The sequence below is a fragment of the Actinomadura viridis genome, assembly GCF_015751755.1.
In the GTDB taxonomy this organism is placed as follows: domain Bacteria; phylum Actinomycetota; class Actinomycetes; order Streptosporangiales; family Streptosporangiaceae; genus Spirillospora; species Spirillospora viridis.
The window spans coordinates 8,854,695-8,879,412 of the sequence record NZ_JADOUA010000001.1 but is presented as its reverse complement, the minus strand read 5'-3'; the positions used below and the strand labels follow the sequence as shown (position 1 = coordinate 8,879,412).

Sequence of the window (24,718 nt, the reverse complement as noted above, 5' to 3'; positions counted from 1 at the left end):
TCAAAGAGAGTGGGCGTGATGAGCGATCGATTGCATGCAACGGTCCTGGAGGTCGGGCCGCGGGACGGCCTGCAGAACGAAGCGCGCGCACTCTCTCCCGAGGACAGGATCGCGTTCATCGCGCGGTGCGTGGAGGCCGGGGCCCGCCGGATCGAGGCCGTCTCCTTCGTCAACCCCAAGCGGGTTCCCCAGATGGCGGGCGCCGAGGAGGTCATGGCCGGGGTGCCCCGCCGCGCGGGCGTGTCCTACAGCGGCCTCGTGCTCAACCGGCGTGGCCTGGACCGGGCCCTGGACGCGGGCGTGGACGAGGTGAACGTCGTCGTCGTCGCGTCCGACACCTTCTGCGTGCGCAACCAGGGCTGCACCACCGCGGAGATGCTGGACGCCTGGGACGCGATCGCCTCGGCCGCCGCCGATGCCGGGGTGCCCGCGGGGATGACCATCGCCGCCGCCTTCGGCTGCCCGTTCGAGGGCGAGACCCCGCCGGAGCGGGTGGCCGAGATCGCCCGCCGCGCGCACGCCGCCGGGGCGTTCGAGATCGCGCTCGCCGACACCATCGGCGTGGGCGTCCCGGGCCAGGTCCGCGACCTGACCCGGCGGGTCCGCGCGGCGGCCCCGGGGACGCCGCTGCGCTTCCATTTCCACAACACCCGCAACACCGGCTACGCCAACGCCCTCACCGCCGTGGACGAGGGCGTCACCATCCTGGACGCCAGCACCGGCGGGTTCGGCGGATGCCCCTTCGCGCCCGCCGCCACCGGCAACATCGCGACCGAGGACCTCCTGTACGCGCTGCACCGCGGCGGCGTCGAGACGGGGATGGACATGGAGGCCGTCGCCGAGACCGGGATCTGGCTGGGCGGGCTGCTCGGCGCGCCCGTACCGGCGCTGCTGGGCCGGGCGGGCCCCTTCTGACCGGGCCCCTTCTGACCGGGCCCCTTCCGACCGGCGCTCCGCCCGGCCGTCAGCCGGGAAGGGCCAGGTGGCGCGGGTTGGCGACGGTGAGCTTGTCGACGACCGAGGCGCGGACGGCCGCGACGGCCTCGTCCATCCGGTCGTCGAACCGGCCCGCGCGGATGCCGAGGGCGAGGTCGGCGTCGTCCGCGCAGCCCAGCGCGCGCAGGCGCTCCCGGTGCGCCGCCCGGTGGGCGTCCCCCAGCAGCAGTTCGCGGCGGGCGATGCGCAGCGCGGACGCCGCGACGCGGGCGTGGAAGCGCAGCCGCTCGTCGGGCTGCTCCGCCTCGACGAGGAACGCGCCGACGGCGTCGATGAGGGCCGCCGCCCCGGGAGGGTCGTGCGGGGCGGAGCCGCCGCCGCGCACGCCGCCGCCGGCCGCGTCCAGCGGATCGGGCACGGTGGCCGGCGCGGTCAGGCCCAGCGCCAGCAGCAGGTCGTGCTCCTGCTCGCAGACCTTGCGGCCGAGCACGGCGTACTCGATGGAGGGGTCGGCGCCGCTGAGGTGGCGTTCGGCCTGGTGGCGGCAGAGGACGGTCCAGCGGAGCGTGCCGTAGACCTCCCACCAGCGCAGGGCCTCGGGGGTGGGCTGCGTGCCGCCGGCGGCGGCGTACCCCTCCAGCAGGTCCTCCCGCGTGCCGAAGCCGCCGGCCGGGGCGGGCGAGCCGAAGCGCCACGCCTTCACGCACAGCCAGCCGAGGTCCTCGGCCGGGTCGCCGGCGTGCGCCAGCTCCCAGTCCAGGACGCCGCGGACGCCGGACGGGTCGATCATCAGGTTGCCGTTGCGGAAGTCGCCGTGCACGACGGTACGGCGGCCGGTCGCGGGCGGGCGGTGCCGGTCGAGCCAGCGCAGGGCCAGCTCCACGGCGGGACGGGGCTCGGCGAAGTCCTCGTAGTGGGCCGCGAGAGCGGACAGGGGGTCGTCGCCGGGCAGGCCGGGGACGGCGTCGGGCGGAAGGGTGTGCAGGCGGGCCAGGATCGTGCCCAGTTCCCTCGCGAGGCGCGGCCTGACCTCGGCGAACCGCGCGTCGCGCAGCAGGCGGCGCGGGATGGTCTCGCCGTCCAGCCGCTCCATGATCAGATACGGCGTGCCGAGGAGCGCGTCGCCGTGGTCGACGAGGGCGGGCACGGGGACACCGGCGCCGGCCGCGGCGGCCAGCAGCGCGGCCTCGCGGGCCATGGCCTCCGGGTCGGGGGCCCCGGGCGGGTCGCGGCGCAGGATGAGCCGCCGGCCGCCGGCGTCGAACGCCCAGGTCTCGCGGCTGGCCCCGCCCGACAGCCGGCGCAGTCCGGTCACCTCGCCGGCGTCCCCGGCCGGGCCGGGCAGCCGGGAGAGCCGGGCGGTGAGCGCGTCCCTGAGGGCCGCCGTTGCGTTCGTGTCGGTCATCGCCGTCATCACCGTCCGGTGCGGTGGGCGCCGTCGGCGTTCCGCGCCGGAGCGGGCGGAAGGCCGAGAGCCCGGATGTAGAGGGCGTCCAGGGTGTCCAGCAGCCGCTCGGTGCCCGCCGGGTCGTCGCCCTGGACCAGCCAGAGGTACAGCGAATGGTCGACCATCGCGGCCAGGGCCCGCGCGGCCAGTTCGGGGTCGAGGTCGGCGGCCACCAGACCGGCCCGCTGCCAGCGTCCGATCGCCCGGGCGGACCGGCCGACGAGGGCGGCGCGGTGCTTGCGCCGCATCTCCTGGAACTCCTCGTTGAACGTCGCGACCTGCTCGATGATCGCCATCATCCTGGCGTTGCGCAGGTACGCCTCGTAGTAGGCGCGGTTGGCGTGGCGGATCCGCTCGGTGGGCGAGGGGCCGGCCGAGGGGACCAGGACGTGCCGGGTCATGTCCTCGAAGAGCCGGTCGGCGACCTCCAGGAAGACGGCCTCCTTGGAGGGGAAGTAGGTGTAGAAGGACCCGTACGCGACCTTGGCGTGGCGGGTGATGTGCGCGACCCGGGTGTCGAGGAAGCCGCGTTCCTCGAAGACCTCGCGCGCGGCGGCCAGGAGCCGCTCCCGGGTGCGCGCGCCGCGCTCGGTCAGCGGAGCCGGGGCGGCGGAGCCGCCGGGCTCCGTCCCGTCCGTTTCCGCCCCGTCGCGCATGGCCGTGGTCTCCGTCCTCAAGGGTTGACAACCCGATGGTGGCAGGAACAGGATCCGAGCATCGAACAGAGCTGACATGACTGTCAAGTCAGGTTCTAGGAGGCTCCATGACCGAGGGCGCGCGCCGCGAGAACCGTGAGTTCCGGCTCGGCGGCATCAACCATCTCGCGCTGGTCTGCTCCGACATGCAGCGCACGATCGACTTCTACTCCGGCGTCCTCGGCATGCCGCTGATCAAGACGCTGGACCTTCCCGGCGGCATGGGCCAGCACTTCTTCTTCGACTGCGGCGGCGGCGACTGCGTGGCGTTCTTCTGGTTCCCGGACGCGCCCGACGCGGTCCCGGGGATCTCCGCGCCCGTGTCCCGCCCCGAGCAGGGCGAGCTGCTGAGCGCGGTCGGCTCGATGAACCACGTGGCCTTCCACGTGCCCCCCGAGGAGTTCGAGGAGTACCGGCACCGGCTGCAGGCCAAGGGCGTCGAGGTGAGCCCCATCCTGAACCACGACGACAGCCCGTTCGGAGTCGCCGGCGCCATGCACGAGGGCGTGTTCGTCCGTTCCTTCTACTTCCAGGACCCCGACGGGATCCTGCTGGAGTTCGCCTGCTGGACGCGGACGTTCACCGACGCCGACGTCTCCCACACCCCGAAGACGGCCGCCGACCGGCGTGTCCCGGCCCCGGGCCCCTCGTCCCGCTGAACGCGGCCGGGCCCCAGCAGACCCGAGCAGACCCGAGCTGAACCGAAGAGCAAGGAGAACGATGCCCCGCCTGCGTGAGGTCCCCCGTGCCGAGGTCACCGACGAGCGGATCCTCTACTTCTACGACCGCCTGTTCGCCCCGGACCGCGACCCCGCGGTGGACCACGGTACGGCCACCGGCTCGCCCGGCGACTGGTGGACGGTGTTCGCCCAGTCCCCGGAGGTCTTCCGGCACGCCGTCCGCGGCTTCGCCCTCTACCGCAACGCCGCCCTGGACCCGGCGCTGCGCGAGCTGGGGCAGTGCCGGGCGGGGTGGGCGCGCGGCAGCCAGTTCGTGTTCTCGCAGCACTGCAAGCAGATGCGCGCGCTGGGGATGCCGGAGGAGAAGATCCAGGCCATCCCCCACTGGCAGACCGCCGACTGCTACTCGCGGCTGGAACGCGCCGTCCTGGCCTACACCGACGGGCTCGTGCTGGACGGCGGCCGGGTGCACGACGAGATCTTCGCGGTACTGCGGGAACACCTCTCCGACGAGGAGATCCTGCTGCTCACCTACATCACCTGCCTGTACGAGATGCACGCCACGATGTCCAAGGCGCTGCGGCTGGAGTTCGACAACCGGCCCGAGCCGGTGGTGGAGGTGGCCGCGCCGGAGGGGTACGGCAGCCGGGACATCGCCGCGGACCTGTCCGGAGAGGGCTGAGAGGGCTGAGTCCCGACCGCCCGCGTCCTTCTTACGGCGCGGAGCGGTGGGCGCCGGCGTCCAGGGTGCGCAGGAGGTCGTCCAGCAGGGACGGCGCCGGCGGGCTCCTGCGCGCGCAGGCTCCCCCGCCCTCGGGCGAGAGGCACCAGTCGTACCAGCGGTCCAGCACGGGGCGGCGGAGGAACGGCGGCGCGTCCCGGTTCCCGGTGGTGACGACCGCGGGCCACTCCCAGGCCACCGCCTGCGCGCTGATCTTCGCGCCGCCGCGGACCGGGTCGACCGCCAGCGCGGGGACGCCGTTCCGGAGGGCGAGCACCAGGCCGTGCAACCGGGTGGTGACCACGAGGTCCAGCCGCCCGATCACGGCCTCCAGTTCGGCGGGCGTCGCCGCGTGCCGCCAGTCCCGCGGGTCGAGCCGGGTGTCCAGTGGGACCCGCGCGCAGTCGCGCGACCCCAGCCAGCCGGTCAGCTCCGCCGCGATCGGGCCGTGCCGCCCGCGGTCGCCGTACTCCGGCTGCCCCCCGGACAGGACGACGCCGACGACGGGCGGGCCGGGAACGGACGGGGCGGGGGCGGCGGCCAGGTCGGCCCGGGGCGCCGTGCCCGGGGCGTCCCGGGGCAGGACGGCGTGGAATCCGGTGACGGCCTGTGAGGCAGGGTCGACGACCGACACGCCGACCGCGATGCGGCGGCAGTGCGCGAACCTGCGGTGCAGCCACTCCACCTGCTCGCCGTGCGCCGGTCCGCAGGCCATGACCACGTGCGTGTAGCGGGCCGGGTCGGCGCGGTCCAGGGTGAGCCCGTCCGGGCGCATCACCGGGCTCCACGCCACGTCGCACTCCACCCCGGCTCCCGTGAGGGCCTCCCGTACCGCCTCCATCGCCAGAACGTCCCCGGCCGTGGCCTCGCCGTGCACGAAGCCGGCCCACCCGGTCAGCAGCACCCGCATCCTGGTCCCCTCCCGGTGTCGGTGTTGTCGAGTCTTCCCACGAAGCGAACGGGAATGCCGGTGCGGCGGCCGGGCCGGCGGCGGCCGGGCCTGCGGTGTGCGGCCGGCGTGCCAGGGGTAGGCGCAGAGAGTGACCAGCCGACGGAGATGAGCGGACCGGAGGTCGGGATGTCCGGACAGGTGGTCGTCGTGACCGGCGCCAGCGGCGGCATCGGCCGCGCGGCGGCGCGGGCGTTCGGCCGCCGGGGGGCGAGCGTCGCGCTGCTGGCCCGCGGCGAGACCGGCCTGAACGCGGCGGCCCGCGAGGTGGCCGAGGCCGGTGGCCGGGCGCTGGTCCTGCCGGTGGACGTCGCCGACTTCGGGGCGGTCCGGGAGGCCGGGCTGCGCGCGGAGGCGGAGCTGGGGCCGGTGGACGTGTGGGTGAACGTGGCGTTCAGCTCGGTGTTCGCCGAGTTCGTCGACATCGAGCCGGACGAGTTCCGGCGCGCCACGGAGGTCACCTACCTCGGCTTCGTGCACGGGACGCGGGTGGCGCTGGACCTGATGCTGCCGCGGGACCGGGGCACGATCGTGCAGACGGGTTCGGCCCTGGCCAAGCGCGGCATCCCGTTGCAGTCGGCGTACTGCGGGGCCAAGCACGCCGTCCAGGGGTTCCACGAGTCGCTGCGCACCGAGCTGCTGCACCGGCGCAGCGGCGTGCGGACCACGATCGTCCACATGCCCGCGGTGAACACCCCGCAGTTCGACTGGTGCGAATCGCGGCTGCCCGAGCACGCCCAGCCCGTCCCGCCCATCTACCAGCCGGAGGTCGCGGCCGAGGCCCTGGTGTACGCCGCCGACCATCCGGGCCGCCGGGAGTACTGGATCGGCGGCAGCACGGTCGGGACGCTGCTGGCCAACCGGCTGGTCCCCGGGCTGCTCGACCGCTACCTGGCCAGGACGGGGTTCAAGTCCCAGCAGACGGGACGGCCGCGGGATCCCGGCCAGCCGGCGAACCTGTGGGAGCCCGCCGACGGCCCCGGCGGGCGCGACTTCGGCGCGCACGGCTCGTTCGACGACCGGGCCCATTCCCGTTCCCCGCAGATGCGGGCGGCGCGGCACCGGCGCGTGCTGGCGGCGGGCGGCGCCGCGCTCGCGCTGGGCGGCTGGCTGCTGGCCCGCCGCCCGGCCCGCCACTCGGCCTGCCGCTGAACCCGCGCTGAACCCGCCGCTGAGCCCTCAGCGGGCCAGCCGGGTGGCGGTCTCCAGGAAGAGCGCGTGCACGAACGCCTGCGGGAGGTTGGCGCGGAGCTGGCGCTGCCGCACGTCGTATTCCTCGGTGAACAGGCCGCTGGTCCCGCAGCCGGAGCGGATCCGCTCGAAGCGGCGCAGGGCGCGGGCGGCCTCGCCGCACTGGTACTCGACCAGCGCGAGCAGGAACCCGCAGAGCGTGAACGCCCCCTCGGCCTCACCCAGCGGGCGGTCGTCGACCTTGTAGCGGTAGACGAAGCCGTCCTGGACGAGCGCGTCCCGCACCTTCTCCATGGTCGCGGTGGCGCGCGGGTCGTCGGCGGGCAGGGCGCCGCGCAGCACCGGCAGGAGCAGGGACGCGTCGATCCGGTGGTCGTCGGGGGCGCGCCACCAGTGGCCCTCCGGGGCCAGGCTCGACGCCGTCGTGGCCGCCATGATCTCGTCGGCCAGCGCCAGCATCCGGGCGGCCTCGTTCTCGCTCTCCGCGTGTCCGGCGGTGGCCCGGAGCCCGGCGACGCAGATCAGCCGGGAGTGGGCCCAGCGCCGGTCCGCGGTCTCCCAGATGCCGGCCTCGGGCTCGTTCCAGCGTTCGGCGATCACCCGCGTGGCGACCCGGGCCGCGGCGGCGGCCTCCCGCGGCAGCCGGTCCGCCCGCCGCGCCGTCGCGAACAGCAGCAGCGCCTCGCCGAAGGCGTCGAGCTGGAACTGGTCGCCCGCGCGGTTCCCCACGATCATCCGGGCGCCGGGGTAGCCGGGCAGCGGGACGGGCCGTTCCGGCGGCACCGGCCGGCCGTCCACCGTGTACACCGGCCGCAGGCGCGGGCCGTCGGACAGCACCCGCTCGGCCACGAACCCGACCGCCGTGTCCAGCAGTTCCAAGCGCGCCCCGTGGATGGCCACCGCCTGGCCCGCGTAGCACTGGTCGCGGATCCAGGCGTACCGGTAGTCGTAGTCGCGGTCGCCGCCGATCCGTTCCGGCAGGGACGTGGTCGCCGCCGCCACCATCCCGCCGGAGGAGGACGTCAGCCCCGTCAGGACCGCGTAGGAGAGCTGGGCGTCGCGGGGCGCGAGGGTGTCGGCGCAGGACGGCACGCTCGCCCGCCAGGCGGCCTCGGTCGCCTCCCAGAGGGGCCGGGCGTCCTCCAGCGGGCCTGCGGGCTCCCGCGCCGACAGTTCCAGGACGAGGTCATGGGGGCGGCCCGGCTCCAGGTCGATGAACAGTGCCAGGCCGCCGCCGGGCCCGGCGGGCCTGGCCGCCTCGGCACCCGCCCACCGGATGCGGACGCCGCCGCTCCGGGCCGTCCACAGGCCGTCCGCGAGACGCCGGGAGCTCATCGGGCACCGGCTGAAGTCGGCCCGGACGTCGAGATCGACCCGGATCCGGGCCGGGCCGTTCAGGGCCTGGACCTGCCGCAGGAGCAGCGCCCGGTCGCGGGACGCGGGACGGGCCAGCGCCTCCCGGCACTCGATCACCCCGTGCCCGGTGACCCAGCGGCTGCGCCAGATCAGGCCGCGGTCCTCGTAGTGGCCGCCCCACACGTGCCAGGGGTCGGCGGGACGGACCGCGTAGCCGCCCATGCCGCCGGTCAGCGCGTCGAACAGCGCCGGCGACTCCCAGGACGGGAAGCACATCCAGACGCAGTTGCCGTGCGGGCCGACCAGCGCCCCGCGTTCCCCGTCGGCGATCACCGCGTACTCGCGCAGGGCGTACGGCCCTTCCCTGCCGATACCCACATTCCTTTCCTGCCCGTTTTGGCGGCGCTGATGATAGCCCGCCCCGAAGCCGGGTAGTCGAGCCTGCGCTGCCAGATCACGCCGCCGCCCCGACACGGAAGGAGAGTCGTCCATGGCACCGACCACGGTCGCCGACCATCTGCTGGACCGCCTGCGTGAATGGGGTGTGGAACAGGTCTTCGGCTATCCCGGCGACGGCATCAACGGGCTGCTGGCGGCCTGGGGCCGGGCGGGCGACCGCCCGAGGTTCATCCAGTCCCGGCACGAGGAGATGAGCGCGTTCGAGGCCGTCGGGTACGCCAAGTTCACCGGCCGTCTCGGCGTGTGCGCCGCGACGTCGGGCCCGGGGGCGATCCACCTGCTCAACGGCCTGTACGACGCCAAGCTCGACCACGTGCCCGTCGTGGCGATCGTGGGGCAGACCAACCGCAGCGCCATGGGCGGCTCCTACCAGCAGGAGGTGGACCTGCTCACGCTCTACAAGGACGTGGCCAGCGACTACGTCCAGGTGGTGAGCGTGCCCGAGCAACTGCCCAACGTCCTGGACCGGGCGATCCGGGTGGCGCTGGCCGAACGCGCCCCGACCGCCGTGATCATCCACGCCGACGTGCAGGAGCTGGAGTACTCCCCGCCCCGGCACGAGTTCAAGATGGTGCCGTCCAGCATCGGCATCGACTGGCCCGCCATCGACCCCGACGACGAGGCGATCGGGCGCGCCGCCGAGGTGCTGAACGCGGGCGAGCGGGTGGCGATCCTGGCCGGGGCGGGCGCGCGCGGCGCCCGCGAGGAACTGGCGCGGGTCGCCGACCTGCTCGGCGCGGGCGTGGCCAAGGCGCTGCTGGGCAAGGACGTGCTGTCCGACGAGCTGCCGTACGTGACCGGCGCGATCGGCCTGCTGGGGTCCCGGCCGAGCTACGAGATGATGAACAGCTGCGACACGCTGCTCACGGTGGGGTCCAGCTTCCCGTACACCCAGTTCATGCCCGGGCTCGACCAGGCGCGCGCGGTGCAGATCGACGACGACCCCCGGCAGATCGGGATGCGCTACCCGTACGAGGTGAACCTGGTCGGCGACGCCGCGGCCACCCTGCGGGCGCTGATCCCGCGCCTGCGGCACAAGCAGGACCGGTCCTGGCGGGAGGGCATCGAGGCGAGCGTGCGGCGCTGGTGGGAGACCGTCCGCATGGAGGCGATGGTCGAGGCCGACCCGATCAACCCGATGCGGCTCTTCCACGAGCTGTCCGAACGGCTGCCGCACGACGCGATCGTCACCGCCGACTCGGGCTCGGCGGCCAACTGGTACGCCCGCAACCTGGTGTTCCGCGGCGACGTCCGCGGGTCGCTGTCGGGCAACCTGGCCACGATGGGCTGCGGCGTTCCGTACGGCATCGGCGCCAAGATCGGGCAGCCGGACCGGCCGGTGATCGTGTTCGCCGGGGACGGGGCCATGCAGATGAACGGGATGGCCGAGCTGCTGACGATCAAGCATTACTGGGAGGAGTGGCTGGACCCCCGGCTGATCGTCGCGGTGCTGCACAACAACGACCTCAACCAGGTCACCTGGGAGATGCGGGCCATGCAGGGGGCGCCCAAGTTCCCGGAGTCGCAGACGCTGCCCGAGATGGACTACGCCGCGTTCGCCGCGAGCCTCGGCCTGCAGGCCATCACGGTGAACAAGCCGAAGGAGATCGGGCCGGCCTGGGACCGCGCGCTGGCCGCCGACCGGCCGACGCTGCTGGACGTGCGCTGCGACCCGAACGTGCCGCCGATCCCGCCGCACGCCAGCTTCGAGCAGGCCAAGGACGCCGCCGAGGCGATGCTGAAGGGCGACGAGGACCGCTGGGGAGTGATCAAGCAGGGCGTCAAGACCAAGGTGCAGGAGTTCCTCCCGCACCGTGAAGGCAAGTGAACGGCCCCGCCACCGGGCCCGTACCCGCCAGGGCGCCCGATCCGGCCGTCGAGGAGGTCCGGGCGAGCGCGTACACCGTTCCGACCGACGCGCCCGAGGCCGACGGGACGCTCGCGTGGGACTCCACCACGCTCGTCCTCGCCGAGGTGCGCGCGGGTGACGTGACCGGCCTCGGCTGGACCTACGGCTCGCCCGCCTGCGCCCGCGTCATCGACGGCAAGCTCGCCGGGGTGCTGCGCGGCCGGGCCGCGCTGGACGTGCCCGGCGCGTGGGAGGCGATGGTCCGGGCCGTGCGCAACGACGGCCGCCCGGGCGCGGTCGGGTACGCCCTGTCGGCCGTGGACGTGGCGTTATGGGACCTGAAGGCGAGGCTGCTCGGCCTGCCCCTGCACCGGCTGCTGGGCGCCGTCCGCGAGAGCGTCCCGGTGTACGGCAGCGGCGGCTTCACCACCTACGACGACGCGCGGATGGTCTCCCAGCTCACCGGCTGGACGGGGCGGAACCTCCCCCGGGTGAAGATCAAGATCGCCGAGTCGTGGGGCTCCGAGCCCGCCCGGGACCTGGCCCGGATGCGCCGCGCACGCGAGGTCATCGGCCCCGGCGTCGAGCTCTTCGTGGACGCGAACGGCGGCTACTCGCGCAAGCAGGCGATCCGGGTGATGGCCGAGGCCGCCGACCTGGACGTGCGGTGGTACGAGGAGCCGGTGTCCTCCGACGACCTGGCCGGGCTGCGGGAGGTCCGCGACGCCGTCCTGCCCGACGTCGCCGCCGGCGAGTACGGCCATGACCTGTTCTACTTCTGGCGGATGTGCCAGGCGGAGGCCGTCGACTGCCTCCAGGCCGACATCACCCGGTGCGGCGGGATCACCGAGTGGCTGCGCGTGGCGGCGCTCGCCTCGTCCTACGGGCTGGAGCTGTCGGGCCACTGCGCCCCGCACGCGCACGCGCACGCCGCGGCGGCCACCCCGAACCTGCGCCATCTGGAGTGGTTCCACGACCACGTGCGGATCGAGTCGATGTTCTTCGACGGGGTCCTCGATCCCGCCGGCGGCGCGGTGGTCCCGGCCGCCGACGCGCCCGGGCTCGGCCTGGCGTTCCGGCGCGCCGACGCCGAGCGCTACCGGATCGGCTGACCGTCCCGCCGGGCCCGGCTCGGCTCGGCCCGGCTCGGCTCGGCCCGGCTCGGCGGGGGGGCGGGCTCAGTGCGCGGGTCGGCGCGGGAAGTGAGCGCGGGAAGTCAGCGGGCGGGGGCCGGTTCCCCGGCCGGGGCCTCGGCGCGCAGCAGCACCTCGGCGAGCAGCTCGGCCAGGTGCACCGGGTGCGCCGCGGTGCCCGCCTCGATCTGCGTACGGCAGGAGAACCCGTCCGCCAGGACGCGGGTGCCCTCGCCCGCGTCGCGCACCGCCGGCCAGAGCGCCAGCTCGGCGGCGCCGACCGACACCTCGTGGTGGCCGCGCTCGAAGCCGAAGTTCCCGGCCAGCCCGCAGCAGCCGGCGTCCAGCACCCTCGTCCGCACGCCGACCCGCTCCAGCAGGCGGCGGTCGTCCTCGAACCCCCACACGGCGTGCTGGTGGCAGTGCGGCTGGGCGACGGCGCCGATGCCGGTGCCGGGCGGCGGGGCGGCCGGGACCCGGTCGAGCAGCAGCTCGGGCAGCGCGACGGTCCGTTCCCGGAGCAGCTTGACGTCGAGGTCGCCGTACAGCAGGTCGGGGGCGTCCGAACGGAACACCGCCGCGCAGCTCGGCTCCAGGACCACGACCCGCTCGCCGCGCCGCAGCCGGGGCGCGAGCGCCGCCACCGTCCGGCGCAGGACGCGTTCGGCGATCCCGAGCTGCCCGGTGGAGATCCAGGTGAGCCCGCAGCACAGGGGGACGGGCGGCATGTCCACCCGGTAGCCGAACCGCTCCAGCAGCCGTACGGCCGCCTTGCCCGCGTCCGGGTGGAAGTGGGAGGTGAAGGTGTCGGGCCACAGGATCACCGGGTCGCCGTCGCCCCGCACGCCCCGTCCGGCGAACCAGTCGATGAGCGTCCGCTCGGCGAACCGGGGTATCTCCCGGCGCGGGTCGACACCCCCGGCGAGCTTGATCGCGCGGGCCAGGCCGGGCGCGTGCGTCAGCGCGTTGACCGTGCGCGGCGCGGCCGAGGCGAGCCGCGCCCAGAGGGGGAGCCAGCCCATGGAGTAGTGCGCGGGCGGCCGGAGCCGCCGCCGGTAGTGGTGCGCGAGGAACTCGGCCTTGTAGGTGGCCATGTCCACGTTCACCGGGCAGTCGCTCTTGCATCCCTTGCAGGCCAGGCAGAGGTCGAGCGCGCGGTGGACGTCCTTGGAGCGCCAGCCGCCGGTGATGGTCTCCCCGCGCATCATCTCCATGAGGACGCGGGCCCGGCCGCGGGTGCTGTGCTCCTCCTCCTGGGTGACGCGGTAGCTGGGGCACATGACGCCGCCGGAGGTGGCGCGGCACTGGCCGATGCCGACGCAGCGGGACGCGGCGTGGGTGAACCGCCCGTGGTCGTGCGGGTAGGAGAAGTGGGTCGGCGGCTCCTCGGGGTGGTAGCCGAGGAGGTCGAGGTTCTGGTCCAGCCGGTACGGGTCGACGACCTTGCCGGGGTTCATCCGCCCGGCCGGGTCCCAGATCCGCTTGAAGCGGCCGAACAGCTCGACCACCTCCCCGCCGAACATGATCGGCAGCAGCTCGCCCCGCGACTGGCCGTCGCCGTGCTCGCCCGACAGGGACCCGCCGTACGAGGCGACCAGCCGCGCGGCCCGTTCCACGAACCGCCGGTACTCGGCCACCCCGCCGGGGTCCTCCAGGTCGAACGGGATCCGGGTGTGGACGCAGCCCTGCCCGAAATGGCCGTACAGCGAGCAGTGCCGGTAGTCGAAGTCGTGCAGGAGGGCCTGGAAGTCGCGCAGGTAGTCGCCGAGCCGGTCCGGTGGGACGGCCGCGTCCTCCCAGCCCTCGTGGGTCTCGGGCCCGCGCGGCGGGTAGGCGGTGGCGCCCAGCCCGGCCTCGCGGACCCGCCACACGCGCTCCTCCTCGGCCGGGTCGTCCATGAACGCGGTGTGCGCGTCCCCCGACTCCTCGATGAGCCGCCGCGCCCGGTCCTCCGCCTCCTGCCGGGTCCGGCCGCCGAACCGCACCATCAGCCACCCCGCGCCCTCGGGCAGCTCCCGCACCACGTCCTCGCCGGCCAGCCGGGTGACCCGGGCCAGGCTGATCAGCGTGTGGTCGACGCCCTCCAGCGCCAGCGGGCGGTGCCGGGCGACCTCCGGAACCGCGTCGGCCGCGGCGGCGATGTCGGCGTAGCCCAGCACGGCCAGCGCCTGGTACCGCGGCACCTCGAACAGCCTGATCTCGGCCCGCAGCACCGTGACCAGGGTGGATTCGCTGCCGACCAGCGCCCGCGCCACGTGCGCGCCCTTCTCGGGCAGCAGCGAGTCCAGGTTGTACCCGGAGATCCGCCGGGGGATGTCGGGGAAGCGGGTACGGATCAGCGCCAGGTTCTCCTCCACCAGGCCGCGCATCGCGCGGTAGATCTCGGCGCGCCGGCCCCCGGCGGCCAGGATCCGCTCGTACTCCTCCTCGGAGGTCTCCCCGACCCACATGCGCTCGCCGTCGTAGGTCAGCACCTCCAGGCGCAGCACCGAGTCGGCCATCTTGCCGTACGCCTGGGCGGTCGCGCCGCAGGAGTCGTTGCCGATCATGCCGCCGATCGTGCAGGTGTCGTGGGTGGACGGCTTCGGCCCGACCATCAGCCCGCGGGGGGCCAGCTCGGCGTTGAGGTCGTCCAGGCAGGCGCCGGGTTCCACCAGCGCCCGGTCGCCGTCCACCGACAGCAGGCGGTGGCAGTACTTGGACCAGTCGATGACCACGCCCTCGTTGCAGCACTGCCCCGCCAGGCTCGTCCCCCCGCCCCGGGAGAACACCGGGACGTCGTGGTCGCGGCAGACCCCGACCGCGGCCACCGCCGCCTCCACGGTGCGGGGCACCACCACCCCGATCGGGGTCTGGCGGTAGTTGGAGGAATCGTGGGAGTAGGCGGCCCGCGATCCCTCGTCGAACCGCACCTCGCCGTCGACATGTGCCCGGAGTTCCTGCTGAAGGCCCATGCCGGGCGCCTACCCGGCCCCGCCCGGGACAAGCCCTCCCGGGCACCACCCCTGGGTCGATCGTCGGCGATGCCCCGGCCCGCCGCCCGGCCCACCGGGGGTGCCCCGCTCGGGGAGGCGAACGCGGTCTTCCAGCCAGCATGCATGTGAGCCGTCCGCCCCGTTTGCCATCATGGCCGTATGGCTGTCCGCTGCCTGATCGTCGACGACAGCAGCCGCTTCATCGCAGCGGCCCGGGGGCTGCTCGACGGTGGAGCGGTCTCCGTCGTCGGCGCCGCCACGACGGCCGACGACGCGCTCCAGAAGATCGACGAACTCCGGCCCGACGTCGTCCTGCTCGATATCGACCTCGGCCCGGAGAGCGGATTCGAGGTCGCGCGGCGGCTCGGTGAGCGCGTGGAGTCCGAACGCGCGGGGTCCGAACGCGCCGGGTCCGAAGGCGCGGAGTCCGAACGCGCGGGGTCCGGGGGTGCCGGAGGTCCGCGGGTCATCCTGATCTCGGCCCGCGCGCGAGCGGATTACGAAGATCTCATCGCGGCCGTCCCGGTGGCCGGGTTCCTGGGGAAACTCGAGCTCTCGCCCGCGGCGATCATCGAGATGGTCTCGTCCTGCTAACGGGCGTCCAGGTACGCGAGGACCGCCAGGACGCGCCGATGGTCGTCATCGGTGTCACCGAGCGGAAGCTTGCTGAGAATGCTGTGCACGTGCTTCTCGACCGTTCCCTCGGTGACCCAGAGCTTTCGGGCTATCCCGGCGTTGGAGAGCCCTTCCGCCATCAGCGCGAGAACTTCGCGCTCACGCGGGCTGAGGGCGGCCAGGGGATCATCACGCCGCTGGGAGGCGACGAGTTCCTGGACCAGCGAGGGGTCCACGACCGAGCCGCCCTTGACGAGCCGCCGCAGCGTCTCGATGAAGTCCGCCACGTCGGTGACGCGGCTCTTGAGCAGGTACCCGATCCCCCGCCCGCCGGCCAGCAGTTCCATCGCGGGCTCCACCTCGACGTACGCCGAGAGCACGGCGATCCCGATCTGGGGATGCCGCTCCCGGATGGCCCGTGCCGCCTTCAGTCCCTCGTCGGTCTGCGTCGGGGGCATGCGAATGTCGACGATCACCAGGTCGGGGAGGTGCTCGCGGACCAGCGCGAGCAGCTGCGAAGCGTCCCCGGCCTGCCCCACCAGCTCGAAGCCGGAGCGGACCAACAGGCTCGCGACGCCCTCACGGAGCAGGACGTCGTCATCTGCGAGAACGACGCGGATGGGGCCCGTGGCCTCACCGTCCTGCCGCGTCCTCGTTCCGCTGCCCCCTGCGACGCTCATGCTAGAGGCCACGCTATAAGGTCCAGCCGAAACCACGAAATATGCTGGCCAAATGGTGACGATCGCCGTGACGGTGCTGATCGTGGTCGCCGCCCTGGGCCTCGGCCTCGTGTGGATCACGATCCGGCGCCTGCGGCGGGCGACGGACTTGGCCGGCCGGCTGGCGGCCGGCGTCCTCGACGCGAGCACGCCCGAGGACCCTCCCCGGAGGACCGGGCCCCCGCCGCGGTCGCTGAACGCCCTGTCCGACATGCTCGAAGAGCGGTACGAGGACGTGGTCCGCTTCGCCGAAGAACAGGCCGCCCTCCGGCGCGTCGCGACCCTCGTCGCCTCGGGGACACCGCCGTCCGAAGTGTTCGCCGCGATGGCCAAGGAGATGGCACTGGTGGCGGGCTCCAACGGAGCGAGCCTCTCCCGCTTCGAGCCCGATGGCACCGTTCTGGTGGTGGGCGCGTACAGCAAGATCCCGGCAGGTCTGCCGCTGGGGTCCCGGGTGTCGACCACGGGCCAGAACCTCGCGGCCGAGATCCTGCGCACCGGCGAGCCCAGCCGGATCGACGGCTACGACGACGCCCCCGGTGAGCTCGCCGCGATCCTCCGCCGAGCCGGCATCCGCTCGGCGGTGGCCGTGCCGGTCGTCGTCAACGGCCGGTTGTGGGGACTGGCGGCCGTCTCCAACCGCAAGGACCCCCTGCCCCGGGGCATCGAACGGCGGCTCTCGCGCTTCACCGGCCTGCTCGGCACCGCCATCGCCAACGCTCAGGCCCGTGCCGACCTGATGGCCTCCCGGGCGCGGGTGGTGGCGGCGACCGACCAGACCCGGCAGCGCATCGAGCGCGACCTGCACGACGGCACCCAGCAACGGCTCGTCTCGCTGGCGCTGGAGCTGCGCGCCGCCGAGGCCGACACCCCCGCCGCACTGCCCGAACTGCGGTCCAAGATCGCGGCGGTCGCCGACGGGCTGGCTGCGGCGCTCGACGAGCTGCGGGAGATCTCCCGTGGCATTCACCCGGCCATCCTGAGCGAGGGTGGTCTGCGGCCCGCGCTCAAGGCGCTGGCCCGGCGGTCCCCCATCCCCGTCGATCTCGACGTGCGGATCGGTGACCGGCTCCCCCCGGACACCGAGGTCGCCGCCTACTACTTCGTGGCGGAGGCGCTGGCCAACGTCGTCAAGCACGCGCACGCCTCGTCCGTCGAGGTTCGGACGGAGGTCACCGGCGACCGCCTGAACCTGGGCGTACGCGACGACGGCGTCGGCGGCGCGGACCCCGCCGCGGGCTCGGGCCTCATCGGGCTCACCGACCGGATCGAGGCGCTGGACGGAACGATCGCGATCGACAGCCCGCCGGGCGGGGGCACCCGGCTGGACGTCTCGCTGCCCGTCCGCCCGGGCTGAGCGCCGTCCGGTCCGCCGGCGACGCTTCTGACCGTCCTCGGAGCGCCCGGCCGGCCGGCGCGCGAACCGCACATTGCAGCTAGCAGGTATGCCGCGCTACCCGTCCGCCCCCGCGATGGGATGGCCGCTGGCCGTGATGACACAGGGGCCCGCGAGCGACCAGGCTCGTAGCAGAGCCGGAACATCCACGCGAGGGGACCGTCATGATCACGAACACCGTCGCCCGGAACGCCATCGCGCGTCGCAGGCGGGCGAGGAACGAGAGGGAGACCAGCGCCCGCGGACAGGACGTCCCCCTCGGCGACCGCGGCCGGCCTCTTCAGGAGATCATGGACTCCCACGTGTCCATCGCGGTCACCGGGCTCCGCGGCAAGACGAGCACCGCCGCGATGCTCGCCCACATCCTGAGCGTCCTGGAAAGCGACCCGTCCTGGATCCTGGGAGCGGACCTGGTCGGTTACGGCCCCGGGTCACGGGCCAGGCGGGGTGCGGGCGCTCCTCTGGTGCTGGAGGCCGACCCGCCCACCCTGGCCACGGTGACGCCCGACATCTGCGTGATCAGCGGAGGCTGTCCTGGAGAGTCCTATCCACGGATCGGGGAGTTCGGGACGGTCATCGCCTCTCACGAGGAGAAGGCCAGGCTGGAGGCACTGGCGGACGGTGCCGGCCCCGGCAACCTGGTGACCTACGGGCCGGGTCCCGGAGCGACCTGGACCATGGAATCCCGGCGATACGGGAGCGGGAACCGCATCGTGGCCAAAGGCCCGGACGGCGAGGTCCTCTGGGCGGACGTGCCCGTGCCCGTGCACGCCGACAACGCCATGGGGGCGCTGGCCGCCGCCACCGCCCTCGGTATCGCCCCCATGGAGGCGGCCCGGGCTCTGGAGAGCTACCAGGGGGTGCACCGGCACCTCACCATCGCGGGCGGGACGCGCTCCGTGACCGTGATCGATTCGGTGGCCCGCCGGCCGGATGCGATCGGCGCTGACCTCGCCGCCGCCTGGGAACTGACCGGCGGGGACGGCCGCGTGCACGTCCTGGCCGTCGCCGACGGCCTGCTCGCCCACACCATCAGGATCTCCGCGCTCCTCCAGGACGTCGACCAGATCGTGACGCTGGAGCCCGTCCGGCCCTCGCCTGGAGAACAGGGCGTCGACGCCCGGCGTTCGGATGCCGCCCCGGCGGTGCAGAGGATCACCGATCAGGCCCGGCCCGGTGATGTGATCGTCATCGTCGGCGGCGAGCCGCCGGTCGAGCGTCTGGCCGGTCTGGTCCTGGACGCGCTCGGCGATCACCCGTCCCTCTGATCAGGCCGTCCGGCCCCGGGGGCACCGGACGGCCCCGCCATGCGTGGACGACGCCCCGCTTCAGCTCCGGGCCGGGGCTCCGGAGCCCGGTTTCAGGAGCCCGGTTTCAGGAGTCCGCTTTCAGGAAGCCGGTCAGGCGGTCCAGCGGCCAGGTGTTGATCACCTCGTCGGCGGTGAGCCAGCCGCGCTGCGCGGTGCCCACGCCGTAGCGCAGGTAGGGCAGGTGCGGGACGGCGTGCGCGTCGCTGTCGATCGCGAACCGCACGCCGTGGTTCCGGGCCCGCCGGACGTGCTCGGCCGACAGGTCCAGCCGGTCGGGAAAGGAGTCGATCTCCAGGGCGGTGCCGGTCCGGGCGCACGCGGCGAAGACCTCGTCCCAGTCGGCCTCCACCGGCGGACGCTGCCCGATCACCCGCCCGCTCGGGTGGCCGAGGATCTTCACGTACGGGTTCTCGCAGGCCCGGACCAGCCGGCGGGTCATCTCCTCGCGGGGCTGCTCGAAGTGGGAGTGCACCGACGCGACGCACAGGTCGAACCCGGCCAGGAAGTCCGGCGGCCAGTCCACGCCGCCGTCCGGGTCGATGTTCAGCTCGGTGCCGTGGAGCAGGCGCATCCCGCCGTAGGCGCCGTCGAGCTCGCGGACCCGCGCCCGCTGGGCCAGCATCTTCTCGTCGGTCATCCGCTGCATGGCCAGGGCGGGGGCGTGGTCGGTCACGGCGTAGTAGTCATGGCCGCGGGCCGCCGCCGCGGCGGCCATCTCCTCCAGGCCCGCCAGCCCGTCGGTCAGGTCGGTGTGGGTGTGCAGGTCGCCGCGCAGGTCCGCCTCGGTCACCAGGTCGGGCAGCGTGCCGGCCAGGGCCGCCTCGATCTCCCCGGTGTCCTCGCGCAGGGTGGGCGGGATCCAGGGCAGGCCGAGCCGGGCGTAGACGTCCTCCTCGGTCAGGGACGCGATCTTCGCGCCGCTCTCGACGTCGAACAGGCCGTACTCGGAGAGCTTGAGCCCGCGGTGCACCGCGATCTCCCGGGTCCGGATGTTGTGCGCCCGGGACCCGGTGAAGTACTGGAGCGCCGCGCCCCAGTCCTCGGGCGGCACCACCCGCAGATCCACCTGCAGGCCCGCGGCGGTGCGGACGGAGGTCTTGGTGTCCCCGGTCGCGATCACCTGGTCCACCAGCGGCAGGCGGGTGAACGCGGCCATCAGCGCCGGCGCCCGGTCCGAGGTGGCCAGGACGTCCACGTCCCCGACGGTGTCCTTCATCCGGCGCAGCGAGCCCGCGAAGGCGCAGCGCTCACAGCCGCCGGCCGCCGCGATCTCGGCCACCACCGCGTCGGCGACCTCCATCGCGGCGCCGAGCGGGACCCGCTGACCGGCCTTGTGCAGGATCTCGATCCCGTGCCGCAGGTTCTCCTCGGTCCTGGAGCCGAAGCCGTGCAGGCCGTGCAGCCGGCCCTCGTCGATCGCCGCGGCCAGCGCCTCGACCGAGTCGATGCCGCGTTCCTGGTACAGCACCATCGCCTTCTTCGGCCCGAGGGTGGGGACGAGGGTCAGCCGCCGCACCCCGGCCGGGACCTCGGTCCGCAGCTCCTCCAGCCGGTGGATGGCGCCGGTGGCGAGGTACTCCTCGATCTTCGCCGCGATGGACCTCCCCACGTTGGGGATGCCGCGGAGCCCCGCGTCGTCCAGCCGGGCGATGTCCGCGGCGTACCCGCCCACCGACCGGGCGGCCTTCTCGTACACCCGGACCTTGAAGTCCTCCGCCCCGGTGATCGCCAGCAGGTCGGCGTACTCCTCCAGCAGCGCGCCGACCTCGTCGTTGGCCCGCATGGCGTCCGCCGCCTACGCCACCGGGACGATCAGGCCGTAGTGGCCGTCGTAGCGGTGGTAGAGGACCCGGCCGCGCCCGGTGGCCCGGTCGAGGAAGAACACGAACGGCTGCCCGGACATCTCCAGCCGCTCGATCGCCTCCGCCTCGTCCAGCCGCGCCGCGGGCTGGGGGCTCACCGTCAGCGGCACCGCCACCGGGTCGGCGCGCTCGGCCGGCGGCTCGGCCTGGGCCAGCCGGTAGCCGTCACCGCTGCGGTACACGACGCTGTCCTGGCCGGTCTCCACGTCGGTGAACAGGCTGAAGTCGTAGTCCATCATGTCCATGTCGAACACGGCCTCGTCCACGCTCTGCCGCTCCAGCGCGTACGCCTTGTGCCGCACGATCTCCCGTTCGGCGGCGGGGCGCGGGTAGTAGTCGGGACGGTGCGCGGGCTCGGCGCCGTGCCGCCACTCGTTCGGGCCGGGCTTGGGCCGCGCGCCCCGGACGGCCTCCCAGTTGCGGCCGATCCGCTCCAGCCGTCCCCGCAGCCGGTCGTGCGCCAGGTCGATGGACTCGCGCAGGCCCGACGCCGCCACCTGCACCCGGACGAGCCGCCCGTTGACGTCCGCGTTCACCTGGCAGGTCGCCCGCCGCGCCACCGCGGGATCGGGCGACACCTCCAGCCTCACCCGGGCGAACAGCACCGGCTCGGGGGCGAGGCCGAGCGCCGCGGCCACCCGGTCGCGGGCCATCTCGGTCGCCCACCGGGGCACCTCTCCCCTGGTCCCGACCATGACGTCGGGGATCGTCCGCGTCCGGTTCCTGGTACCGCTCATCTCCTGGCCTCCTCGCCGTGGCCGGCCGGCCGCGCGGCGGTGACGTCCCGGCCCTCCGGGGCGTCACACATCGAGCGTCACCGAGCCGTGCCATCCGTCGTCGCGTCCGGTCATGGACAGTTCGTGGTACGAGACCGCCTTGGGGACCGCCCCGATGAGGACGGCGTCCGCGACGCCGGCCATCGCGCATTCGGCCCGCAGGCCGCCCGGGGTACGCCGGACCACGACGTCCCGGGGCAGCTCCCCGGCCGTGTCCATCAGGTAGATGACCTCTTCGAGCACGTTCAGCACGTGCCCCTCGGCGTCACCGGCGGCCGAGTCGATCACCCGGGTCCCGGCCGGGGCGGCGCCCGACAGGTCGGCGAACGCCGCCACCATCGCGCGCACCGTCTCGACGACGCACCCCTCCAGCGTGGGCGCCCACGCCTCGATCCGCAGATCGGCCGTGTGCGGCACGGTGCGATGGCCGGTCCTCTGGTCCCTTCCGGCCGCCCTCACACCCTCAGTGTCGTCGGGCGGCGGAAAGGCCCCGAAGGGACTTTCGGCCTTCGCGCCCGGGGCATTGGCCCTCCCCCGGCCCGCCCCCGCCCGCCGCAGGGTGGGAGTACACGGCGCGCGACCGACCGCTCACAGGGGGAACGCCCATGGAGATCACCCGGGAAGGCCCGTACCGGTACCGCATCGAACGGCGGGGGGCGATGCGGGTGCCGGGCGTGGTGTTCGCCTCCGCGGACCTGCTGCCCGGCGCCGAGGCCGACCGGTCGCTGCGGCAGGTGGCGGACGTCGCCACGCTGCCGGGGATCGTCCGCGCCTCGTTCGCGATGCCGGACGTCCACTGGGGGTACGGGTTCGCGATCGGCGGGGTCGCCGCCACCGACACCGCGGCGGGCGGGGTCGTCTCGCCCGGCGGGGTCGGGTTCGACATCTCCTGCGGGGTCCGGCTGCTGGCCGCCGGCCTCGACCGGGACGCCTTCGCCGCCCGCGCCGGGACGCTGATGGACCGGCTGGGCGCCGCGATCCCCCGCGGCCTCGGCCGCGGCGCCGTCTGGCACCTGCCCGGCCGCGCCGAACTCGAACGGGTGCTGGCCGGCGGCGCCGCGTACGCCGTGGAGCGCGGGCACGGCGTCCCCCGTGACCTGGCCCGGTGCGAGGACCTCGGCGTCATGTCCGGCGCCGACCCCGGCCTGGTCGGCGCGCGGGCCGAGGAGCGCGGCCTCGGGCAGCTCGGCTCCCTGGGGTCGGGCAACCACTTCGCCGAGGTACAGGCGGTCGAACGGGTCTACGACCCGGCGACCGCCGAGGCGTTCGGGCTGCGACCGGGCCGGGTCTGCTTCATGATCCACTGCGGGTCGCGCGGGCTCGGCCACCAGATCTGCACCGATCACGTCCACGCCATGCAGACGGCGATGCCCCGATACGGCATCGACGTCCCCGACCGGCAGCTGGCCTGCGTCCCGGCCGAGTCGCCGGAGGGACGCGACTACCTGGCCTCGATGGCCGCCGCGGCCAACTACGGGCGCGCCAACCGCCAGCTCCTCACCGAGGCCGCCCGCCGCGCCTTCGCCGCCGTCCACGGCTGCGACCTGGACCTGGTGTACGACGTGTCGCACAACCTCGCCAAGATCGAGACCCATCCGGTGGACGGCGAGCCGCGGCGGCTGTGCGTCCACCGCAAGGGCGCCACCCTCGCGCTCCCGCCCGGCCACCCCGTGCTGCCGCCCGACCTGCGGGCGGCCGGGCAGCCGGTGCTGATCCCCGGCACGATGGGCACCGCCTCGTACGTACTCACCGGGGTGCCCGGCAACCCCGCCTTCGACTCGGCCTGCCACGGCGCCGGCCGCCGGCAGAGCCGCCACCAGGCCGCCCGCTCCGTCCACGGCCGGGACCTGCGCGAACGGCTCCAGGCCGCCGGCATCGCGGTGCGCGGCGCCTCCTGGCGGGGCCTGGCCGAGGAGGCACCCGCCGCCTACAAGGACATCGACGCCGTCGTGGACGCGGCCGAGGGCGCGGGCCTGTGCCGCAAGGTGGCCCGCCTCGTCCCCCTCGGCGTCGTCAAGGGGTGACGGCGAGGGGTGACGGCGACGGTCAGCGCCGGGAGACCTCCTTCTCGGACACCAGGCGGCGCAGCTCGTCCGGCATCTGGCGCAGCGCCTGCTCCACCCCGCCCGGAGCGATCCGCGACATGACCACCTCGGTCACGGTCGAGGCCGTCCTGTGCACATCGGTGCGGGCGACCCGCGCCTCGTCGGCGAACCGCTCGGCGAACCGCTGCGCGTCGTACTTGTACGGCATGTGCCGCGGGCTCCACCCGTCGTAGAAGACCCCGCGCAGCAGCTCGGGCAGCTGCGCCGCGAGATGGGCCGCCGCCTCGACCGTGAGCCGGTCGCGCATGCTGTGCATCCAGGCCCGCAGCACGCGGTAGGCGAAGTCGCGGTCCTCGGTCTCGAACGCCGAGGCGACGGCGGCGATCCATTCATTGGTGCTGTTGATGCTGTGGTCAAGCCCGTGAATACCGGTGAACGACATGGGATCCCCCCATCGTGTGTCCTCGGTCGTCGGCGCGGACGGCCCTTCTCCCCGGACCCCTGCCCACCCCGAGCCCGAAGACTCCCCCGCGACGCCCCCGATCGTCCGGACCGCGTGTTGGGCGAGACGTTGACTTGCGGCGAGTTGTCGTGTGGGAACGTTCCCGAGGCAGCAACTCGCCGCAAGTCAACGTGCCAGAGCCGCCTGCGACCCCGTCACGTCACCGGAAGGCTTCGACGTTGCGGCGGGCCCACTCGGCGAAGGGACGGGGCGCGCGGCCGAGCACCCGCTCGACGTCCGGGCTCAGCCGCAGCTCGGCGGCCTTGGGCTCGCCGAGGATGGCCAGCGTGGTCTCCACCACCGGCCCCGGCATGAACGCGGACATCCGTGCGCGCGCCTCGGCCGGGGTCAGCTCCACGAACCGCACCGGCTCTCCGAGGGCCGCGCCGATCGCCTCGGCCTGCTGCCGGGGCGTGACGGCCGCCGGTCCGTTCAGCTCGTGGACCTGGCCCGCGTGCTCGTCCTTGCGCAGGGCCACGGCCGCGACCTCCGCGATGTCCGCCGGATCGATCACCGGGATCCCGACGTCGCCGAACGGCGCGGCGACGGTCCGCTCGGCGCGTACCGACTCCACCCAGGCGTAGGCGTTGGACGCGAAGGCGCCGGGCCGCAGGATCGTCCAGGTCAGGCCCGACTCGCGCACCGCCTCCTCGATCGCCCGCATGACGCCACCGTGCGAGGGGGACTCCGGCCTGGTCACCACGCCCTGCGAGGACAGCAGCACCACCCGCCGGACCCCGGCGCCCCTGGCCACGTCCAGGATGGCTCGCGGATCGAGCCCGTGGCCGCCCGCACCGCCGTCGTGCAGGAACAGGACCTCGGCACCGTCGAAGGCAGGCCGCAGGGTCTCCGGCGCGGCCAGGTCGGCCCGTAGGTGCCGGGTCCCGCCCGGCAGGTCCACCGGGGCCATCCCCCTCGACACCGCCGTCACCCGTTCCGCGGTCTCCGCCAGCGCCCGCACCAGCGACCTGCCCACGTTCCCGGTCGCACCCGTCACCACGATCATGATCGACTCCCGTGTCTCGCTGTGATTTCTCGTGACGCCGGGGACGCTAACAGCCTCGGTATAGTAGGTACCTAGAGGAAAGTAACTACCTCAGAG

The 24,718-nt window shown here is 74.1% G+C and carries 21 protein-coding genes; 10 read left to right on the top strand and 11 right to left on the bottom strand.

Annotated features, from left to right (window positions below):
• Positions 1 to 18 precede the first annotated feature (18 nt).
• Positions 19 to 915, top strand: coding sequence for a hydroxymethylglutaryl-CoA lyase (locus IW256_RS40360; RefSeq protein ID WP_197015958.1), 897 nt, complete (start codon positions 19 to 21; stop codon positions 913 to 915).
• Between the two features lie 49 nt (positions 916 to 964).
• On the opposite strand, the gene IW256_RS40350 is transcribed toward IW256_RS40360, so the two are convergent.
• Together IW256_RS40350 and IW256_RS40345 are read right to left on the bottom strand one after the other, a co-directional pair.
• Positions 965 to 2,341, bottom strand: a complete 1,377-nt coding sequence (locus tag IW256_RS40350; protein WP_231404122.1) for a phosphotransferase family protein — start codon at positions 2,339 to 2,341, stop codon at positions 965 to 967.
• Positions 2,342 to 2,349: 8 nt separating this feature from the next.
• The gene (locus IW256_RS40345; RefSeq protein WP_197015957.1) at positions 2,350 to 3,039 is read right to left on the bottom strand and encodes a TetR/AcrR family transcriptional regulator; all 690 of its coding nucleotides are present in this window, start codon (positions 3,037 to 3,039) and stop codon (positions 2,350 to 2,352) included.
• Positions 3,040 to 3,146: 107 nt separating this feature from the next.
• On the opposite strand from IW256_RS40345, the gene IW256_RS40340 reads away from it, so the two are divergent.
• Both IW256_RS40340 and IW256_RS40335 read left to right on the top strand, forming a co-directional pair.
• Positions 3,147 to 3,737, top strand: coding sequence for a VOC family protein (locus IW256_RS40340; protein WP_197015956.1), 591 nt, complete (start codon positions 3,147 to 3,149; stop codon positions 3,735 to 3,737).
• Between the two features lie 61 nt (positions 3,738 to 3,798).
• Positions 3,799 to 4,440, top strand: coding sequence for a carboxymuconolactone decarboxylase family protein (locus IW256_RS40335; RefSeq protein WP_197015955.1), 642 nt, complete (start codon positions 3,799 to 3,801; stop codon positions 4,438 to 4,440).
• 31 nt (positions 4,441 to 4,471) lie between these two features.
• Here IW256_RS40335 and IW256_RS40330 read toward each other — a convergent pair whose 3' ends face one another.
• The gene (locus IW256_RS40330) at positions 4,472 to 5,389 is read right to left on the bottom strand and encodes a polysaccharide pyruvyl transferase family protein (protein ID WP_197015954.1); all 918 of its coding nucleotides are present in this window, start codon (positions 5,387 to 5,389) and stop codon (positions 4,472 to 4,474) included.
• A gap of 168 nt (positions 5,390 to 5,557) precedes the next feature.
• On the opposite strand from IW256_RS40330, the gene IW256_RS40325 reads away from it, so the two are divergent.
• Positions 5,558 to 6,580: an SDR family oxidoreductase gene (locus tag IW256_RS40325; RefSeq protein WP_197015953.1), complete on the top strand. Its 1,023-nt coding sequence runs from the start codon at positions 5,558 to 5,560 to the stop codon at positions 6,578 to 6,580.
• Between the two features lie 27 nt (positions 6,581 to 6,607).
• Here IW256_RS40325 and IW256_RS40320 read toward each other — a convergent pair whose 3' ends face one another.
• Complete coding sequence (locus IW256_RS40320; protein WP_307829372.1) at positions 6,608 to 8,353, bottom strand: glycoside hydrolase family 15 protein; 1,746 nt, start codon at positions 8,351 to 8,353, stop codon at positions 6,608 to 6,610.
• Positions 8,354 to 8,465: 112 nt separating this feature from the next.
• Between IW256_RS40320 and IW256_RS40315 the strand changes: the two genes are divergently transcribed.
• The gene (locus IW256_RS40315) at positions 8,466 to 10,262 is read left to right on the top strand and encodes a thiamine pyrophosphate-requiring protein (protein WP_197015951.1); all 1,797 of its coding nucleotides are present in this window, start codon (positions 8,466 to 8,468) and stop codon (positions 10,260 to 10,262) included.
• On the top strand, positions 10,259 to 11,395 hold the full coding sequence (locus tag IW256_RS43025) for an enolase C-terminal domain-like protein (protein ID WP_197015950.1): 1,137 nt from the start codon (positions 10,259 to 10,261) through the stop codon (positions 11,393 to 11,395). The genes IW256_RS40315 and IW256_RS43025 overlap by 4 nt, the downstream gene beginning before the upstream one ends.
• A gap of 104 nt (positions 11,396 to 11,499) precedes the next feature.
• Here the strand turns inward: IW256_RS43025 and IW256_RS40305 are convergent, their stop codons facing one another.
• Positions 11,500 to 14,370 carry an FAD-binding and (Fe-S)-binding domain-containing protein gene (locus tag IW256_RS40305; protein WP_197015949.1) on the bottom strand — a complete coding sequence of 957 codons (2,871 nt, stop codon included), beginning with the start codon at positions 14,368 to 14,370 and terminating at the stop codon, positions 11,500 to 11,502.
• A gap of 180 nt (positions 14,371 to 14,550) precedes the next feature.
• On the opposite strand from IW256_RS40305, the gene IW256_RS40300 reads away from it, so the two are divergent.
• Positions 14,551 to 14,985, top strand: a complete 435-nt coding sequence (locus IW256_RS40300; RefSeq protein WP_197015948.1) for a response regulator — start codon at positions 14,551 to 14,553, stop codon at positions 14,983 to 14,985.
• On the opposite strand, the gene IW256_RS40295 is transcribed toward IW256_RS40300, so the two are convergent.
• Positions 14,982 to 15,626, bottom strand: coding sequence for a response regulator transcription factor (locus tag IW256_RS40295; protein ID WP_307829419.1), 645 nt, complete (start codon positions 15,624 to 15,626; stop codon positions 14,982 to 14,984). The two genes, IW256_RS40300 and IW256_RS40295, sit on opposite strands and share 4 nt — an antisense overlap.
• Before the next feature lie 112 nt (positions 15,627 to 15,738).
• Between IW256_RS40295 and IW256_RS40290 the strand changes: the two genes are divergently transcribed.
• Entirely contained in the window at positions 15,739 to 17,082 is a 1,344-nt protein-coding gene (locus tag IW256_RS40290) for a GAF domain-containing sensor histidine kinase (protein WP_197015946.1), read from the top strand.
• Between the two features lie 203 nt (positions 17,083 to 17,285).
• Positions 17,286 to 18,389 carry a Mur ligase domain-containing protein gene (locus tag IW256_RS40285; protein WP_197015945.1) on the top strand — a complete coding sequence of 368 codons (1,104 nt, stop codon included), beginning with the start codon at positions 17,286 to 17,288 and terminating at the stop codon, positions 18,387 to 18,389.
• A 106-nt stretch (positions 18,390 to 18,495) separates the two neighbouring features.
• On the opposite strand, the gene polX is transcribed toward IW256_RS40285, so the two are convergent.
• The 3 genes from polX to IW256_RS40270 form a co-directional block, all read right to left on the bottom strand.
• Positions 18,496 to 20,214 carry a DNA polymerase/3'-5' exonuclease PolX gene (gene polX, locus IW256_RS40280; protein WP_197015944.1) on the bottom strand — a complete coding sequence of 573 codons (1,719 nt, stop codon included), beginning with the start codon at positions 20,212 to 20,214 and terminating at the stop codon, positions 18,496 to 18,498.
• A 12-nt stretch (positions 20,215 to 20,226) separates the two neighbouring features.
• Complete coding sequence (locus tag IW256_RS40275; RefSeq protein ID WP_197015943.1) at positions 20,227 to 21,030, bottom strand: sigma 54 modulation/S30EA ribosomal C-terminal domain-containing protein; 804 nt, start codon at positions 21,028 to 21,030, stop codon at positions 20,227 to 20,229.
• 63 nt (positions 21,031 to 21,093) lie between these two features.
• Positions 21,094 to 21,486, bottom strand: a complete 393-nt coding sequence (locus IW256_RS40270) for an archease (protein ID WP_197015942.1) — start codon at positions 21,484 to 21,486, stop codon at positions 21,094 to 21,096.
• A 188-nt stretch (positions 21,487 to 21,674) separates the two neighbouring features.
• Between IW256_RS40270 and IW256_RS40265 the strand changes: the two genes are divergently transcribed.
• Positions 21,675 to 23,093: an RtcB family protein gene (locus IW256_RS40265; RefSeq protein ID WP_197015941.1), complete on the top strand. Its 1,419-nt coding sequence runs from the start codon at positions 21,675 to 21,677 to the stop codon at positions 23,091 to 23,093.
• A gap of 22 nt (positions 23,094 to 23,115) precedes the next feature.
• On the opposite strand, the gene IW256_RS40260 is transcribed toward IW256_RS40265, so the two are convergent.
• Positions 23,116 to 23,556, bottom strand: a complete 441-nt coding sequence (locus IW256_RS40260) for a DUF2267 domain-containing protein (RefSeq protein WP_197015940.1) — start codon at positions 23,554 to 23,556, stop codon at positions 23,116 to 23,118.
• A 220-nt stretch (positions 23,557 to 23,776) separates the two neighbouring features.
• Positions 23,777 to 24,622 carry an NAD(P)H-binding protein gene (locus IW256_RS40255; RefSeq protein ID WP_197015939.1) on the bottom strand — a complete coding sequence of 282 codons (846 nt, stop codon included), beginning with the start codon at positions 24,620 to 24,622 and terminating at the stop codon, positions 23,777 to 23,779.
• Between the last annotated feature and the right edge of the window lie 96 nt (positions 24,623 to 24,718).

Coding starts and splice junctions, on each gene's coding strand:
- IW256_RS40345 (WP_197015957.1), bottom strand. CDS start 3,039: ATGCGCGACGGGGCGGAAACGGACGGGACGGAGCCCGGCGGCTCCGCC.
- IW256_RS40275 (WP_197015943.1), bottom strand. CDS start 21,030: ATGAGCGGTACCAGGAACCGGACGCGGACGATCCCCGACGTCATGGTC.
- IW256_RS40285 (WP_197015945.1), top strand. CDS start 17,286: ATGATCACGAACACCGTCGCCCGGAACGCCATCGCGCGTCGCAGGCGG.
- IW256_RS40330 (WP_197015954.1), bottom strand. CDS start 5,389: ATGCGGGTGCTGCTGACCGGGTGGGCCGGCTTCGTGCACGGCGAGGCC.
- IW256_RS40325 (WP_197015953.1), top strand. CDS start 5,558: ATGTCCGGACAGGTGGTCGTCGTGACCGGCGCCAGCGGCGGCATCGGC.
- IW256_RS40315 (WP_197015951.1), top strand. CDS start 8,466: ATGGCACCGACCACGGTCGCCGACCATCTGCTGGACCGCCTGCGTGAA.
- IW256_RS40255 (WP_197015939.1), bottom strand. CDS start 24,622: ATGATCGTGGTGACGGGTGCGACCGGGAACGTGGGCAGGTCGCTGGTG.
- IW256_RS40290 (WP_197015946.1), top strand. CDS start 15,739: ATGGTGACGATCGCCGTGACGGTGCTGATCGTGGTCGCCGCCCTGGGC.
- IW256_RS40360 (WP_197015958.1), top strand. CDS start 19: ATGAGCGATCGATTGCATGCAACGGTCCTGGAGGTCGGGCCGCGGGAC.
- IW256_RS40300 (WP_197015948.1), top strand. CDS start 14,551: ATGGCTGTCCGCTGCCTGATCGTCGACGACAGCAGCCGCTTCATCGCA.
- IW256_RS40340 (WP_197015956.1), top strand. CDS start 3,147: ATGACCGAGGGCGCGCGCCGCGAGAACCGTGAGTTCCGGCTCGGCGGC.
- polX (WP_197015944.1), bottom strand. CDS start 20,214: ATGCGGGCCAACGACGAGGTCGGCGCGCTGCTGGAGGAGTACGCCGAC.
- IW256_RS40265 (WP_197015941.1), top strand. CDS start 21,675: ATGGAGATCACCCGGGAAGGCCCGTACCGGTACCGCATCGAACGGCGG.
- IW256_RS40335 (WP_197015955.1), top strand. CDS start 3,799: ATGCCCCGCCTGCGTGAGGTCCCCCGTGCCGAGGTCACCGACGAGCGG.
- IW256_RS40305 (WP_197015949.1), bottom strand. CDS start 14,370: ATGGGCCTTCAGCAGGAACTCCGGGCACATGTCGACGGCGAGGTGCGG.
- IW256_RS40260 (WP_197015940.1), bottom strand. CDS start 23,556: ATGTCGTTCACCGGTATTCACGGGCTTGACCACAGCATCAACAGCACC.
- IW256_RS40350 (WP_231404122.1), bottom strand. CDS start 2,341: ATGACCGACACGAACGCAACGGCGGCCCTCAGGGACGCGCTCACCGCC.